At 72.1% G+C, this 15,049-nt stretch carries 14 protein-coding genes and 1 pseudogene; 7 read left to right on the forward strand and 8 right to left on the reverse strand.

Going from position 1 to position 15,049, the window contains the following annotated elements:
* Positions 1-37 precede the first annotated feature (37 nt).
* Together V8690_RS12505 and V8690_RS12510 are read right to left on the reverse strand one after the other, a co-directional pair.
* Positions 38-331 (reverse strand): hypothetical protein, encoded by a 294-nt coding sequence (locus V8690_RS12505; RefSeq protein ID WP_338778310.1) that lies wholly within the window; start codon positions 329-331, stop codon positions 38-40.
* 511 nt (positions 332-842) lie between these two features.
* Positions 843-2,893 (reverse strand): annotated as a pseudogene (locus V8690_RS12510) (bifunctional glycosyltransferase 87/phosphatase PAP2 family protein).
* A 373-nt stretch (positions 2,894-3,266) separates the two neighbouring features.
* Between V8690_RS12510 and proP the strand changes: the two are divergent.
* Together proP and V8690_RS12520 are read left to right on the forward strand one after the other, a co-directional pair.
* Entirely contained in the window at positions 3,267-4,604 is a 1,338-nt protein-coding gene (proP, locus tag V8690_RS12515) for a glycine betaine/L-proline transporter ProP (protein WP_338785327.1), read from the forward strand.
* Positions 4,605-4,708: 104 nt separating this feature from the next.
* Positions 4,709-5,380 carry an O-methyltransferase gene (locus tag V8690_RS12520; RefSeq protein ID WP_338778312.1) on the forward strand — a complete coding sequence of 224 codons (672 nt, stop codon included), beginning with the start codon at positions 4,709-4,711 and terminating at the stop codon, positions 5,378-5,380.
* 9 nt (positions 5,381-5,389) lie between these two features.
* Here V8690_RS12520 and V8690_RS12525 read toward each other — a convergent pair whose 3' ends face one another.
* Positions 5,390-5,782 (reverse strand): hypothetical protein, encoded by a 393-nt coding sequence (locus V8690_RS12525; protein ID WP_338778315.1) that lies wholly within the window; start codon positions 5,780-5,782, stop codon positions 5,390-5,392.
* 89 nt (positions 5,783-5,871) lie between these two features.
* On the opposite strand from V8690_RS12525, the gene V8690_RS12530 reads away from it, so the two are divergent.
* The gene (locus tag V8690_RS12530) at positions 5,872-6,279 is read left to right on the forward strand and encodes a DUF1992 domain-containing protein (protein ID WP_338778318.1); all 408 of its coding nucleotides are present in this window, start codon (positions 5,872-5,874) and stop codon (positions 6,277-6,279) included.
* A gap of 15 nt (positions 6,280-6,294) precedes the next feature.
* On the opposite strand, the gene V8690_RS12535 is transcribed toward V8690_RS12530, so the two are convergent.
* Positions 6,295-6,540, reverse strand: coding sequence for a hypothetical protein (locus tag V8690_RS12535; protein WP_338778320.1), 246 nt, complete (start codon positions 6,538-6,540; stop codon positions 6,295-6,297).
* Between the two features lie 335 nt (positions 6,541-6,875).
* Positions 6,876-7,592, reverse strand: a complete 717-nt coding sequence (locus tag V8690_RS12540; RefSeq protein WP_338778322.1) for a hypothetical protein — start codon at positions 7,590-7,592, stop codon at positions 6,876-6,878.
* Positions 7,593-7,758: 166 nt separating this feature from the next.
* On the opposite strand from V8690_RS12540, the gene V8690_RS12545 reads away from it, so the two are divergent.
* On the forward strand, positions 7,759-8,250 hold the full coding sequence (locus V8690_RS12545) for a GNAT family N-acetyltransferase (RefSeq protein ID WP_338778324.1): 492 nt from the start codon (positions 7,759-7,761) through the stop codon (positions 8,248-8,250).
* 11 nt (positions 8,251-8,261) lie between these two features.
* Here V8690_RS12545 and V8690_RS12550 read toward each other — a convergent pair whose 3' ends face one another.
* Positions 8,262-10,313, reverse strand: a complete 2,052-nt coding sequence (locus V8690_RS12550) for an MFS transporter (protein ID WP_338778326.1) — start codon at positions 10,311-10,313, stop codon at positions 8,262-8,264.
* Between the two features lie 158 nt (positions 10,314-10,471).
* On the opposite strand from V8690_RS12550, the gene V8690_RS12555 reads away from it, so the two are divergent.
* Together V8690_RS12555 and cpt are read left to right on the forward strand one after the other, a co-directional pair.
* Positions 10,472-11,884 (forward strand): peptidoglycan-binding protein, encoded by a 1,413-nt coding sequence (locus tag V8690_RS12555; protein WP_338778328.1) that lies wholly within the window; start codon positions 10,472-10,474, stop codon positions 11,882-11,884.
* A 27-nt stretch (positions 11,885-11,911) separates the two neighbouring features.
* Positions 11,912-12,442, forward strand: a complete 531-nt coding sequence (gene cpt, locus V8690_RS12560) for a chloramphenicol phosphotransferase CPT (protein ID WP_338778329.1) — start codon at positions 11,912-11,914, stop codon at positions 12,440-12,442.
* 32 nt (positions 12,443-12,474) lie between these two features.
* Here cpt and V8690_RS12565 read toward each other — a convergent pair whose 3' ends face one another.
* Entirely contained in the window at positions 12,475-13,134 is a 660-nt protein-coding gene (locus V8690_RS12565; RefSeq protein WP_338778330.1) for an HAD-IA family hydrolase, read from the reverse strand.
* A gap of 208 nt (positions 13,135-13,342) precedes the next feature.
* Complete coding sequence (locus V8690_RS12570; protein ID WP_338778331.1) at positions 13,343-13,930, reverse strand: TMEM165/GDT1 family protein; 588 nt, start codon at positions 13,928-13,930, stop codon at positions 13,343-13,345.
* A gap of 409 nt (positions 13,931-14,339) precedes the next feature.
* Here V8690_RS12570 and V8690_RS12575 point away from each other — a divergent pair, with 409 nt between their 5' ends.
* Positions 14,340-14,984 (forward strand): HNH endonuclease family protein, encoded by a 645-nt coding sequence (locus V8690_RS12575; RefSeq protein WP_338778332.1) that lies wholly within the window; start codon positions 14,340-14,342, stop codon positions 14,982-14,984.
* The last annotated feature ends 65 nt before the right edge of the window (positions 14,985-15,049 follow it).

Genomic DNA, 15,049 nt, shown 5'->3' on the forward strand with positions numbered 1-15,049 from the left:
AGCCAGCCCAGCTGTGCCTCCGCCTGCCCGGCGCTGATCACCGCCAGAGGCAGGAGCTCGCCCCCACGGCGGCGGCCGCGAGCGCCCATCGCCACGCGTCCCGGCGTGCCGGGCCGGACCGCCACAGCGTCAGCCCGTGGGCCACGAGCGCCAGCGCGGCGAACTCGTGCAGCCAGGAGGCGAGTACGAGCGTCAGGGCGTACGCCGTCCACCAGCGGGCGCGGGGGTCGGTGGTGGCGCGCAGGAGGAGGTACGTCGCCCAGGTGACGCCCGCGGTGACCAGCGCGTACGAGCGGCCCTCCTGCGCGTACTGCTGGATGAGGGGCAGCACCGCGAAGACGAGTCCCGTGAGGGTGCCGGCCCGGGTCCGGCCAGCCGGGTGCCGATCGCCCCGACTCCGGCCGCGGCGCGGGCGGTTGCCACCACCGAGGGCAGCCGGAGGGCGACCAGGCCGCCCTCCCACACGGCGAACACGGCGTGACATGGGCATGCAATACAGGCCGTGCACGGCGTCGATCTGGCCCAGCAGACCCCACAGTCAACCCGGTGACCGGTGGGCGACCTGGTAGGTGACGGACGTCGCGCAACATGCTGTCCTGCCGCTCGATTCCCCACAGGCCGAGGGCGAGGGCGGCCAGTGCGGGAACAGCGGCCGGAAGCGGCCGTCTCCACCGGACCGCCCACCGGCCCGCCCGCGGGGACGGCCGGGGCGGCGCGGGGCGTGGGCCGCGTGCGCCCGGGATCGTGCCCGTGGTGTCCAGGTGCTGAGTGATGGCTGCATCCGCGGGCGTGGATGTGCGTGACCCGGTTCATGAGAGCACAGAGCCCCCGTCGGGATGCCTTCACACGGAGCTCGTCGACCGGCCGGTGCTCGCATTCGCCGCCCGGGACTCCTGCCGCGGGTCGGCGGTGGCCGGCCGCGGCCCCGTCAGTACGTACACGAGCCCGAAGCCGGCCCCGACCACCAGGGCCCCGCCCACCGCGTCCAGCACCCAGTGGTTCGCCGTCGCGACGATCGCGGACACGGTGAGCAGCGGGTGCAGCAGCCCCAGGACCTTGATCCACCACTGGCGCGCCAGGACGGCGATCACGATGCCGCACCACAGCGACCAGCCGAAGTGCAGGGACGGCATCGCCGCGTACTGGTTGGTCAGGGCCGTGAGCGTGCCGTAGTAGGGCTGGGAGAAGTCCTGGACGCCGTGGACGGTGTCGATGAAGCCGAGCGCCGGCATCAGCCGGGGCGGGGCCAGCGGGTAGAGCCAGAAGCCGACCAGGGCGAGCAGGGTGGCGAGGCCCAGGGCGGACCGGGCCCAGCGGTAGTCGGCGGGGCGGCGCCAGTACAGGAGGGCGAGGACGGTCAGCGGGGCGGCGAAGTGGAAGGACTCGTAGTAGAAGTCGAAGAAGTTCCGCAACCGGTCGATCCCGACGACCGTGTGGTTGGCCCAGTGCTCGATGTCGATGTGCAGGGCGCGTTCCAGGCCGAGGATCTGCCGGCCGTTCTCCTCGGCCTCGGCCCGGCCGGCCGAGAAGCTGCCCCGGTGGCGGCGAGCCGGACGTGGGAGTAGGCGGCGTAGGTGACCCGGATGAGGAGGAGCTCCAGGAGGAGGTTCGGTCTGGTGAGGACCCGGCGCAGGAAGGGCACGAGCGGGATGTGTCTGAAGCGGGCCGGGGCGGTGGGGGCGTACTCGGTCGGCAGCGGCGACTGGTAGTACGGGCAGGTGCGGGAGAGGAACGGCACGGCCGTGGCGGCGGCGAGGGCGGCGAGCAGGACGAGGTTGGTGCGCAGCGGGTCCAGCGACGGCATGTCCGGCAGCATCATCCTGGCCGGCAGGGTCATGACCAGGACGACGGCGACCGGCCAGACGTACCGGTCACAGGCGCGTCTGCCGGCCCGGCCGACGACCGCGAGCAGCACCCACAGCAGCTGGTGCTGCCAGGCGGCGGGCGAGACGACGATCGCGGCGCAGCCGGTGACCGCGACGGCGAGGAGGAGCTGGCCGTCGTCGAAGTAGCGCACGGCCCGGCGCAGGGCCAGGACGGCGACGGCCGCGCCGAGCGCCAGGAAGAGCGCGACCTCCAGGGGGCCGTTCAGGCCGAGCCGCAGCAGGGCGCCGTGCAGGGACTGGTTGCCGAGGTCGTCGGCCCGGCCGCCGAGGCCGACGCCGGCCATGTGGTGGACCCAGTAGGTGTGGGAGTCGTGCGGCATCGCGGCCCAGGCGAGCGCGGTGCAGGCGGCGAAGGTGACGCCGGTGGAGAGCGCGGCGCGTCTGCGGCCGGTGAACCACAGCAGGGGCGTGAAGAGCAGCAGGGTGGGCTGGAGCGCGGCCGCGACGCCGATCAGCAGGCCGCTGGTCCGCTGGCCGTGGGCGACGAAGCAGCCCAGCAGGACGAGCAGGACCGGGATGATGCTGGTCTGACCGAGCCACAGGGTGTTGCGGACCGGCAGGGACAGCATGAGCAGGCCGATGGCGACGGGGGCGGCCAGCAGGGTCGTGCGGCGGCCGAGGGGCTGGGGCAGGGCGCGGGCGGCGACCAGGCCGAGGGCGACGACCAGCAGCAGCGTGCCGAAGGTCCAGCCCCAGCCGAGGGCCTGTTCGGCCGCACGGGTGAGGGGCTTGAGGACGAGGCCGCCGAAGGGGGTGCCGGTGAAGCGGGTGGAGTCGTAGAGCGAGCCGGTCACGTGCAGCACGCCGTTCGGCCCGAGCCAGGTCTCCAGGTCCGTCAGCCGCTCCCCGCGGGGGCTGCCGAGGACGACGGCCGCCTGCCGTGCGGCGAGGGCCGCGACGATCAGCCACAGTCCGAGGCAGGCGATGCGCAGGCGTGCGTGGGCCCCGCCGACGGCTGTCGCTTCGAAGGCTTCCGCCGGTCGTCCGCTGCGTTCCGCGTTCGTCACGCCCCCTTGGCCTCCCGCCCCACACGTCACCCCCGGGAGGAGGACGTGGGCTACCCCCGGTTCACCTGACGTCCGTCCTCACTTTTCCGGACGACGATAGTCCGCGAGGGGTGGAGTTGCCTCTCATCGACGCGAGAAGGATCACATCAAGATCCTGTGGGAACCGCTCCCGGACGGGCATACGTGCCTGCATAGCCGGTGTTTAGATGCACCCTGCAACGAAAGGCGTACCGCCCGTAAAGGGCCTTTGCCCGCCTATCGTCGCTTTTCGGCCCGTACGACAGCGCCGCCGCGCGGACCGCGTCCCTGTCCCCGTCGAAAGGTAGGCGAGCGAGTCTTGTCGACTGCCTCAGTCGTCGTTCCCGCGTCCGGCCTGAAGAGCCGCGCGGCGAAATCCACCGACACCACCGTCACCGACCCCGCGCTCGTCAAGCGCGCCGTGAAGGCGGCCGCGCTGGGCAACGCGATGGAATGGTTCGACTTCGGTGTCTACAGCTACATCGCGGTCACGCTGGGCAAGGTCTTCTTCCCGTCGGGCAACCCCACCGCGCAGCTGCTCTCCACGTTCGGCGCCTTCGCCGCGGCCTTCCTGGTCCGCCCCCTCGGCGGCATGGTCTTCGGCCCGCTCGGCGACCGCGCCGGCCGCCAGAAGGTCCTCGCGTTCACCATGATCATGATGGCCGCGGGCACCTTCGCCATCGGCCTGATCCCGTCGTACGCGACGATCGGTGTCGGCGCGCCGATCCTTCTCCTCGTGGCCCGCCTCGTGCAGGGCTTCTCCACCGGCGGCGAGTACGCGGGTGCCTCCACGTTCATCGCCGAGTACGCCCCCGACAAGCGGCGCGGCTTCCTCGGCAGCTGGCTGGAGTTCGGCACCCTCGCCGGCTACATCGGCGGCGCGGGCCTGGTCACGGTGATGACCGCCCTGCTCTCCGCCGACGACCTGACCTCCTGGGGCTGGCGCATCCCGTTCCTGATCGCGGGCCCGATGGGCATCATCGGCCTCTACCTGCGGCTGCGCCTGGAGGAGACCCCGGCGTTCGCGGCCGAGGTCGAGAAGGCCGAGACCAACCGCCCCAAGGTGCCGCTGCGCGAGATGATCACCGGCCAGTGGCGTGCGCTGCTGCTCTGCGTCGGCCTGGTGCTGGTCTTCAACGTCACCGACTACATGCTGCTGTCGTACATGCCGAGCTACCTCACCGGTCAGCTCCACTACGACGAGACGCACGGCCTGCTCGTCGTCCTCGGCGTGATGGCCCTGATGATGATCGTCCAGCCGTTCGCCGGCGCGCTGACCGACCGGGTCGGCCGTCGCCCGGTGATCGCCACCGGCTGCGCGGGCTTCCTGCTGCTGTCGGTCCCGGCCCTGCTGCTGATCCGCGAGGGCAGCCTGCTCGCGGTCGCGCTCGGCATGGGAGCCCTCGGCCTGCTGCTGGTCTGCTTCACGGCGGCGATGCCCTCGGCGCTCCCGGCACTGTTCCCGACGAAGGTCCGCTACGGCTCCCTGTCCATCGGCTTCAACGTCTCCGTGTCCCTGTTCGGCGGCACGACGCCGCTGGTGGTCACGGCCCTGATCGGCGCGACCGGGAACATGATGATGCCCGCGTACTACATGATGGCCGCGGCCGTCATCGGCGGTTTCGCGGTGTGGCGCATGGCCGAGTCGGCGGGGCGTCCGCTGCCGGGTTCGGCTCCGTCGGTGACCGGCTGAGACACGCCGGGCCACATCCCACTGACAGCGAAGCGGTGCACCACGTATCTTCGTCACCGCCACTAGTTAGGCATGCTAACTATACGTACGAAAGGTAGAGGTGCATGAGCGAATCGCACGTCTGGGACGAGGTCGACGCCTACTTCACCGCCCGCCTCGCCCCGGACGACGAAGCCCTGGCGGCCGCCCTGCGCGACAGCGACGCCGCCGGACTTCCGCACATCAACGTGGCGGGCAACCAGGGCAAGCTCCTCCAGCTCCTGGCCCAGATCCAGGGCGCCCGCCACATCCTGGAGATCGGCACGCTCGGCGGCTACAGCACCATCTGGCTGGGCCGCGCCCTGCCCGCCGACGGACGGCTGGTCTCCCTGGAGTACGACCCCAAGCACGCCGAGGTCGCCGTCCGCAACATCGCCCGCGCCGGCCTGGACAAGCTCGTCGAGGTCAGGGTGGGCCCGGCCCTGGAGTCGCTGCCCAAGCTGGCCGACGAGAACCCGCCCCCCTTCGACCTGGTCTTCATCGACGCCGACAAGGTCAACAACCCGCACTACGTGGAGTGGGCCGTGAAGCTCACCAGCACGGGCAGCCTGATCGTCCTCGACAACGTCGTCCGCGGCGGCCGCGTGACCGACGCGGCGAGCACGGCCCCGGACGTGACGGGCACCCGCGCCGCGATCGAACTGATCGGCAGCCATCCGCGGTTGAGCGGAACGGCGATCCAGACGGTCGGCATGAAGGGGTACGACGGGTTCGCGCTGGCACGGGTGCTGGCGTGAGCCCCGGCGTCACACCTCGTGGTAGAAGCCCACGTTGACGCTGCGCGGGGCGGTGCGGTCCTGGACGACGACCTCGCCGCTGCCGCCCCTGGGCAGCGGGACGGTGCCGCCGTAGCCGAGGGGCTGGGCGTACTCCCCGACCATGAGCCGGACTTCGGAGGAAGGGTCGGGCTGGGAGCCGCGTAGCCAGGTCAGCTGCCAGGTCCCGTCGGCCCCGCACAGGAACTCCAGGTGGACGCGGGAGACGAACAGCCAGTCGTCCGGTGTCGAGAGCCGGCACACCGACTTGTCGCGGCCCACCCGCAGCACGGCACCCGGCTCGCTGGGCGCGTCGGCCATGAGCATGCCGGCCGTGGCACCCTCCTCCGCCGCGGACACGGCGGCCATGGTGAGTTCGAGCACGTGCGCTCCTCCTGAGACGTCCTGGGTGGGTCTGCAAGCCCGCCGCATGATAAAACGCCCGGCTGCGCGGTGTCCGGCACAATGGGTTCATGACCGAGCGAAAGCCACCCGGCGTCGACTTCGAGTCCTGGGTCGACAAGCAGATCCGTGACGCGGAGACACGCGGCGAGTTCGAGCGGTTGCCGGGGGCGGGCAAGCCGCTGCCGGCCGATGTGGACGCCGCCTACGACGAACTCTGGTGGGTCAAGCGGAAGATGGCCCGCGAGGGCATCTCCGTCCTGCCGCCGACGCTGGCGCTGCGCAAGGAGGCGGAGGACGCACTGTCGGCCGCGTACGCGGCTCCGTCGGAGCAGGCTGTCAGGAAGATCATCGGCGAGATCAACGACAAGATCCGCGACATGATGTTCAAGCCGCCGCCCGGCCCCCCGCTGGGCAAGAAGCCGTACGACGTCGAGGACGTCGTACGGCAGTGGCGGGAGCGCCGGGCGGACAAGTGAGCGGGGCCGCTCCGCTCACACGTGGAGCAGCCGTTCCGCCAGCTCCCGGTAGTCCTTCAGGGCCAGACGGAGCTGCTCGGTGTCGCCGCTCGACACGGGCTTGCCCTCGCCGCCCTCCACGGACTGCCAGGAGTGGCGCAGGGTGCGGCGGCGCTGCGTCACGGCCTCGGTGAACCGGGCCGTGATCTCCTCCAGCACGTGGTCGGCCTCCTCGACGGCGGCCCGGGGCGCGTCGACGAACTCGGCGACGGCGTGGCGCAACTGCGAGACGAGTTTGTCGGACTCGTCGTGGGGGAGCAGGTGCGTGCTGCGTGTTCCGGGGGTCCCGGCGGTTTCAGCAGTCCCCTTTCCGGTGGCGCGGTCCGTCGAACTGTCGATGCCGTGCGGCGTCGTGCCGTGGCCGGTGCCCAGGGCGGTCTCGCCGCGGGCGTCGGGACCGACGGAGCCGCGGGCGTCGAGGCCGGCGGAGCCGCGGGTGCCGGGCCGGCGGGGCCTTGGGCGTCGGGACCGGCGGAGCCGCGGAGGCCCGGGTCGGCAGAGCCGCGGGCGGCAGGGGTGTCATCGCCGGGCGGTCGGTTCATGTCGGACATCGGATCTCAACTCTCCTTCGCCTGACGTCGGTGGAGCGCCCACGGCACGTGCCCGCCGCGGGCGGCCGGAGCCTTGTGGTCGCCGCTCACCGCAGCCTTGTGCCGTCCGCCGTCGTGGCGTCCGCCCAGGTGTGGGCCTGCGGCGTGGCCTCCGCCGTCATGGCGGGCCGGCCGCACCAGCTCCTCGAACAGGGCGCGGGCCGCCACCATGGCCTCACGCATGTCTTCCGTACCGGTGCCGCCCTCCCGGGCGTCGTCCGCGCGCAGGTGTGCCGCGCGGTGCACGCGCCGGTAGCCGTCCACGTGGTGGGCGTGGTGCACGGACAGCGCGGCGAGCTGTTCCTCGTACTGCCCGCCGTCCGGGAAGCCCCGGGCACCGGCGAGCTCCGCGAGCAGCCGGTCCGCCTCGGCGACCGCCTCCCGCGGCGAGTCGACGAACCGCTCCTGGGCGGCCGTCCAGCGCGCCTCGTACTGCTCGCGCTGCGCCGGTTCAAGCGCTCGTTCGCGCAGGTCACCGTGGCGTTCCACGCGCTCGGCGAGCTCGCGCTCGGCGGCCTTGGTGTCGCCGTCGTGCCGGGCGACGGCCAGGTCGTACTCGGGTCCGAAGCGCCGCTTCAGGCTCGGGCCGCGCCGAGCCCCTCGGGCGCGCAGGGTCATGACGGCCGCGATGATGACGACGACCGCCACGATCACGATCAGAGCAATGATCAGGCCAGTGGACATGAATGCCTTCCGGGTTCTCGGCCCAACCGGCTCTCCTCGCGAGCCGGTTCGCCGACCGGGTAGCCCGGAAGCAGGCCCCCAAACGGCGCCCGGGCCGCCCCGGGGCGCGGAGGCCCCGGGTAATTCGGTTGCGGCCCCGGTACGGCACCCGCCGAGAATGCCGGTCATGACCTGGACCGTGGCCCCGGAACCGCACGACTCCCCCGTCGCCGCCGCCCTGTGGCGGGCGTACTACACCGAGGTCAGCGACCGCTGGTACCTGCTCCACGAGGGGCGCCGGACCGACCCGGACGAGCTGGAGCGGGAGATCGCCAACCAGCCGGGTGCCGAACTCGCGTTGCCGCACGGGCAGTTGCTGGTCGCCCGGTACGGCGGTGAGCCGGCCGGCACCGCGGGCGTACGGCTGCTGGACGGCACGACCGCCGAGCTCAAGCGGGTCTTCCTGCACGCGTCCATGCGCGGCAAGGGCGGCGCCGCGCTCCTGGTCGGGACCGCCGAGAACGCCGCCCGCGCGCTCGGCGCCGGCCGGATAGTCCTCGACACCCGCGGCGACCTCGTCGAGGCCCGCGCCCTCTACGCCCGGCTCGGCTACACGGAGACCGAGCCGTACAACGACAACCCGTACGCCGAGCACTGGTTCACCAAGCACCTCACCTGAACCACCCTTGTTCAGCCGACCCGCTCCACCGGCCGCTCGGCATACGGCCGCTCCCGCCGTGAGCCGCACAGTTCGCCGTTCAGCTCCCGCACGAGCTGCACCAGATCGGTCGGCCGGTCCGGCCCCCACCAGTCGCCGAGCAGCCCGGCGAGAGACTCCTCGCGGGCCTGTGCCAGCCGCTCGGCGACCTCGCGTCCCCGGTCGGTCAGGACCATGTCGAGGCCCGTGCGCACGGCGAGCCTCCGCTCCTCGACCTGCCGGGCGGCCTCCATGATCACGGGCAGCGACACGGGCATCCACTCGGCCAGCACGGCAGGCTCCACCGAGCCGTACCGCCTGATCCGCAGCAGCAGCCAGCTCGCCGCGGGCAGCAGGTCGTAGCCCGCCCGGGCGGTGATCTTCCGGTAGATCTCGCGCCGCCCCGCGCGGGTGCCGAGCACCGACAGCGCTCGGCACACCTCGTCGTACGAGGACCTCTCGACGGGGTTGCTGGCCAGGGTCTCGGTGACGTCGGGCGCGGTGACCGAGCCGCGCAGCCGGTCCTCCTTCAGGAACCAGGCCAGCACGAAGCCGACCAGCGCGACGGGGGCGGCGTACAGGAAGACGTCCGTGATGGAGACGGCGTACGCGTGCAGGGCCGGCGGGCGCAGGCCGGGCGGCAGGGCGGCGATGCCGCGCGGGTCGGCCTCCAGCGCGGCCACGGAGACGCCGGGCGGCAGCTGTGCTCCCCGCAAGGCGTCCGTGAGCTGGCCGCCGAGCCGGTTCGCGAAGATCGTGCCGAAGACGGCCACGCCGAACGAGGCGCCGATGGAGCGGAAGAAGGTGGCGCCGGAGGTGGCGACGCCCAGGTCCTCGTACGGGACGGCGTTCTGCACGATGAGCACGAGGACCTGCATCACCAGGCCGAGTCCGAGTCCGAAGACGAAGAAGAAACCGCTCAGCTCGGCGGTGGAGCTGTGCTCGTCGAGCTGGTGGAGCAGGAGCAGCCCGAGCGTGGTGACGCCGGTGCCGGCCACCGGGAACACCTTCCAGCGGCCGGTCCGGCTGACGATCTGCCCGGAGGCCGTCGAGGCCAGCAGCAGCCCCAGCACCATCGGCAGCATGTGCACACCGGACATGGTCGGGCTGACACCCTGCACGACCTGGAGGAAGGTCGGCAGGTAGGTCATCGCGCCGAACATGGCGAAGCCGACGACGAAACTGATCACGGCGGCGAGCGTGAAGGTGCGGACGCGGAAGAGCTTCAGAGGCAGGACGGGTTCGGCGGCCCGCCGCTCGACGGCCACGAAGACGACGGCGAGAACGACGCCGAGCACCGCGAGCCCGACGATCTGCGCCGATCCCCAGCCCCAGGTCGTGCCCCCGAGGGAGGCGACGAGCACGAGGCAGGTGGCGACGGCCGCGATCAGGAAGGTACCGAGGTAGTCGATGACGTGCCGCTGCGCCCGGCGCGGGATGTGCAGCACGGCCGCGATCACGGCGAGCGCCACGATCCCGACGGGCAGGTTGACGTAGAACACCCAACGCCAGCTCGCATGCTGGGTGAACAGCCCGCCGAGCAGCGGCCCGAGCACGCTCGTCGCCCCGAACACTGCCCCGAACAGCCCCTGGTAGCGCCCTCGTTCGCGGGGCGGGACGAGATCGCCCACGATGGCCATCGACAGCACCATCAGCCCGCCGCCGCCGAGCCCCTGCACGGCCCGGAAGACGATGAGCTGGGTCATGTCCTGCGCTGTGCCGCACAGCGCGGAGCCGACGAGAAAGATCACGATCGCCGTCTGGAACAGCCGCTTGCGGCCGTACTGGTCGCCGAGTTTGCCCCACAGCGGGGTCGCGGCGGTCGCGGCCAGAAGGTAGGCGGTGACCACCCAGGACAGGTGATCCATGCCGCCGAGTTCGCTGACGATGGTGGGCAGCGCGGTCGACACGATGGTCTGGTCGAGGGCGGCGAGCAGCATTCCGAGGAGCAGGGCGCCGATGGAGACCAGTACGTTCCCGGACACGTGCTCCTGGACGGCGGCGCCCTGGTCCGGCGCCTTCGTGACGTGCGCATGTCCAGCCATGAGACCTCCCGGGGGTCCTGTGACATTTTCCATCGTGACCGGTGTGACGCGGTATGGCCCGCCGAGTCCTTTTGGAAGCCTTCGTTCCGGGGTGCGCCCTCCGCACTGTGGAGAAGATCTGGATAATCTCTGGAGTTCGCGAGGGGAGGGAGGAACGCGTGGAACAGCTGAACGGCCACCCGTGCCCGGAGTGCGGCACGCCCAGACAGCCGGACAACACCCCTTCCTGCACCTGCACCCACCGCGCCGCAGAGGCCCTCCACAACGCCCGCACGACGGAGGCGGCAGCAGCGGAAGACTTCGACCCACTCCGCATCCGCCCCTACGTCGAACTCGCGCCCGACACGCCCACACGGCCCCCTGAGAACGAGGGCACCCCGGGACGCCCCTCTGCGAACGGCCCGGCCGAGCACCCGCACGCGGCGGCGTTACACGCCGAGGCCCCCGCCCAAGCGGGAGAAGGCGCCCCGCGACAAACCCAGGCGGACGGTGCAACCACCTCCCCGCAGGCGGAGGCCTCGCACGTCCACGCCCCCGGGCGGACGACCGACGACGCCCCGAGACGGACCCCCCGGCGGGCGGCCGACGACGCCCCGCCCCCGTCCCAGAACCACCCTGCGGAACCCCTGCGCACCGACGCCCCCGCGCGGGCGGCCGAAGGCGGCGCCCCGCGACGGCCCGTGACGAACCCCGGGCAAGCCTCGCGCGCCCAAGGGGCCCCGTCGCCCTCCCCCGCCGACGCCACCATGCCCCTGCGCCCGGTCGACCCGGACGCGACCACCCTGCTGCCGGCCTCGCCGGACACCTCCGTGCTGCCGGTCTCCCCGCCCACCTCCGTCCTCCCGACGCCCCTGGCCCCCGGGGCGGCCGAGCTCAGCGTCACCGATCTGCGGCTTTTCGCCGGTACGGCAGGACCGGGCCGGGGCCTGCCGGAGCCGGACGAGGCCGGGCGCAGGCCACGGCGTCGGCGGCGTAACGCGCTGCTCGCCGCGGCCGCCGGGGCCTGTGTCGCCGTGGTGGCCGCGGCCGGGTACGCCAGCGGGCTGTTCTCCTACGAGGCGCCGACCCGGGAATCTGCGCTGCCGGACGACCTCCGGGCGAGCGTGCCGGACGCCCCGTCGAGCAGCGCGGCGTCCACACCACCGGCGGAGAGCGCACAGGCCGCGCCGTCAGCCCCCGCGGCACCGCCGCCGCCGGCCACCCGGAGCCCGTCGGCCTCCCCGTCGCCGTCCACGCCGAGCGCCTCACCCAGCCCGTCGCAGTCGGCCACCCCGTCGGCATCCCGGACGTCCGCCCCGGCCAGCCCGGAAAACGTGCCCCCGGGCAACTCCCGCCAGAACGGCGGCCCCACCGTCCTGCGCCTGGGCGACCGCGGCCCGGAGGTCACCGAACTCCAGCTACGGCTGCGCCAGTTGTACCTCTACGACCAGGACACCGACGGCGATTACGACAGCCGGCTCGAGGAGGCCGTCCGCACCTACCAGTGGTCACGCGGCATCCAGACCGACGATCTGGGCGTCTACGACCGGGAGACGCGGGCGAAGCTGGAGTCGGAAACCAAGGAGCCGTGACCGGCCCGACCGCCCTACTGTGACTCCGTGACCACCCAGGTGATCGTTCTCAACGGCGGTTCGAGCTCCGGCAAGTCCGGCATCGTACGGTGCCTGCAAGAGGTGCTGCCGGACCCGTGGCCGGCCTTCGGCGTCGACTCGTTCGTCGAGGCGCTGCCCGCGAAGATGCGGGGCTCGGACGGAGGGATCACCTTCGCGGCGGACGGCGGGGTGAGCGTGGGCGCGGAGTTCCGCGCCCTGGACGCGGCCTGGACCGAGGGCATCGCCGCGATGGCCCGCGCCGGCGCCAGAATCATCGTCGACGACGTCTTCCTCGGCGGACCGCACTCCCAGCAGCGCTGGCAGAAGGCCCTGGACGGACTGGACGTGCTGTGGGTCGGCGTCAGATGCGACAGCGCGGTCGCCGCGGGGCGTGAGATCGCCCGGGGCGACCGGGTCCGGGGCATGGCCGCGTCACAGGCACACCTGGTGCACGAGGGCGTGCGCTACGACCTGGAGGTGGACACCACACACACCGAGTCCCTGGAGTGCGCGCGCACCATCGCCGCCCACGTCTGACCGCCCCCGGCCCTATGTGACCGTAGCGTGCGTCACCCGACGTACAGACGGATCGTCCCGTCCCCCACCGCCTCCACGCGCACCCGCGTGAGGTCGTCCACCACCACGTCCGGCGCGTGGAACGCGGCCCGGGGCCCGACCCCGACCACCGTCATCCCGGCAGCGCGCCCGGCCGCTATCCCGGCCCCGGAGTCCTCGAACACGACACAGTCCGCGGGCGCCACACCCAGTTCGGCGGCGCCCTTCAGAAAGCCCTCGGGGTCGGGCTTGCTCGCCCCGACGGACTCCGCGGTCACTCGCACCTCGGGCACGTCCAGCCCGGCCGCGGCCATCCGCGCCGTCGAGAGCGGAACGTCGGCGGAGGTCACGAGCGCGTGCCGCAGCCCCCGCAGCGAGACGAGGAACTCCCGAGCCCCGGGGACCGGGACGACACCCTCGGTGTCGGCCGTCTCCTCGGCGAGCATCCGGGCGTTGTCCGCGTAGTTCTGCTCCATCGGCCGGCCGGGCAGCAGCAGCGCCATCGACGCGTATCCCTGCCGTCCGTGGACGACCTTCATGACCTCGTCCGCGTCGAGCCCGTGCCGCTCGGACCAGCGCCGCCAGACACGTTCGACCGAGGCGTCGGAGTTGACGAGGGTGCCGTCCATGTCCAGCAGGAGGGCGCGGGCGGTGAGCACGGCGGTGGCCGTCATCGGCAGCTCCAAGGCTCAGGGCGCGGACGAGGGCACACGGCAGCCCCCGGAGGACAAGGCGGCCCCGCCCGCCGGTCAGGGAAAACGGGCGAGGGCCACTTTGTTTCTCCACGGTACAAAACATCCCCGGATCGCGCCAGGGCCCCAGCAGACGTTCACCCACCGTTCAGCTCGCGCCGGGTGACCCGGTCGCCCCGGCTCCCCCGGCTCACCCGGTCACGGCCTCCCACAGGCTCCACACCCCGAGAACCAGCATCACCAGCGCCGCGATCTGCGTGATCAGCCGCAGCGGCACCTTCTTCACCAGCGCCTTTCCGCCGACGATGCCGATCCCGGCCACCGCCCACAGCGCGAGCACCGCGCCCAGGCCGACGGAGAGCGGATCGTCGTAGCGGGCGGCCAGGTTCGCGGTCATGATCTGGGTGAGATCGCCGAACTCGGCGACCAGGATGAGCATGAACCCGGCGCCCGAGACCTTCCAGAAGGACTGGTTCTCCGGCTTGCGGACCTCCGCGTCGCCATCGGCCCCGCCCTTCTGCAGCAGCAGCATCGCGGCCCCGCCGAGGAAGAGCACACCCGTGAGCGCGTGCACGATCTGCTGCGGCAGCAGCGTCAGCACACTGCCGGCCGCGACGGCGAGAGCGACGTGCAGCGCGAACGCGGCGGCGACACCGGCGAAGACGTAGGAGGCGCGATAGCGGGTGCCGAGGACGAGGCCGGCCAGGGCGGTCTTGTCCGGCAGTTCGGCGAGGAAGACGACGCCGAAGACGACGGCCGTCACGGTCAGGCTGATCAAGGGTTCCTCAATCGGTCGGGGCTGCCCCACCGAGAGTGCTGAGCCTGTCGAAAATTTCCGACGCGACACCTCGGCACGGCAGCACACTCGGCACCCGTGCCGTGGGGCACGGGCGTGCACTGCTTGCCGAAGGTCTCGCCGGCGGGGCCCCTGGACGGACCAGCAGGACCTGCCTCCGGGCGCCGGCTCAGGCGGGCTGAGCAGTATGTCGACGGTCCGGCGAAGAGCTACTCCCCTTCTGCGCCGTCCATGGTACGCGACACCCCTGGAGCAAAAAGTTCCGTCTTGAATCTTGTCATGTCATGGACGCGTCACTAACTTCTCACCGGGCGCACACCTCCCCGCAACACGGCGCGACGAGCATTCCCTCGCTCGCAGCCCAACGCCCCCACCCCACAAGGGAGTTCGCATGCCGAAGTTCTACGCGCGTCGACGGCTCAGCATACTCGCGGGCCTCACCGGTCTCATAGCCTCGGCCGGCCTGCTCAACGGCCCGGCCGCCTCCGCCGCCCTCCCCACCCCCGTCAGCGGGGCCACCGCCCGCTCCTACCTCGCCTCGCTCACCGTGGCCACCGAGGACCGCACCGGCTACAACCGCGACCTCTTCCCGCACTGGATCACCCAGTCCGGCTCCTGCAACACCCGCGAGGTCGTCCTCAAGCGCGACGGTTCGAACGTCCAGCAGGACTCCTCCTGCGCCGCCACCAGCGGCAGCTGGTACTCCCCCTACGACGGCGCCACCTGGTCCGCGGCCTCCGACGTCGACATCGACCACCTGGTCCCGCTGGCCGAGGCCTGGGACTCCGGCGCCGACTCCTGGACCACCTCCCGCCGCCAGTCCTTCGCCAACGACCTGACCCGCCCGCAGCTCATCGCGGTCACCGACAACGTCAACCAGGCCAAGGGCGACCAGGACCCGGCCACCTGGATGCCCTCCCGGACGACGTACCGCTGCACCTATGTCCGCGCCTGGGTGCAGGTGAAGTACTACTACGGCCTCTCGGTCGACTCGGCCGAGAAGTCCGCGCTCCAGAACTACCTCGCGAACTGCTGACACACGGGATTCCGTGTCGGAACCTCCCCGCTGACCTCCGTCGTTCCGTACCGTACGGGGCGACG

It is taken from the genome of Streptomyces sp. DG1A-41, from assembly GCF_037055355.1.
Classification (GTDB): domain Bacteria; phylum Actinomycetota; class Actinomycetes; order Streptomycetales; family Streptomycetaceae; genus Streptomyces.

Bases quoted from the DNA above. Each gene is read 5' to 3' on its own strand.
- V8690_RS12520 (WP_338778312.1), top strand. From the start codon at position 4,709: ATGAGCGAATCGCACGTCTGGGACGAGGTCGACGCCTACTTCACCGCC.
- V8690_RS12530 (WP_338778318.1), top strand. From the start codon at position 5,872: ATGACCGAGCGAAAGCCACCCGGCGTCGACTTCGAGTCCTGGGTCGAC.
- V8690_RS12540 (WP_338778322.1), bottom strand. From the start codon at position 7,592: ATGTCCACTGGCCTGATCATTGCTCTGATCGTGATCGTGGCGGTCGTC.
- V8690_RS12545 (WP_338778324.1), top strand. From the start codon at position 7,759: ATGACCTGGACCGTGGCCCCGGAACCGCACGACTCCCCCGTCGCCGCC.
- V8690_RS12550 (WP_338778326.1), bottom strand. From the start codon at position 10,313: ATGGCTGGACATGCGCACGTCACGAAGGCGCCGGACCAGGGCGCCGCC.
- V8690_RS12565 (WP_338778330.1), bottom strand. From the start codon at position 13,134: ATGACGGCCACCGCCGTGCTCACCGCCCGCGCCCTCCTGCTGGACATG.
- V8690_RS12575 (WP_338778332.1), top strand. From the start codon at position 14,340: ATGCCGAAGTTCTACGCGCGTCGACGGCTCAGCATACTCGCGGGCCTC.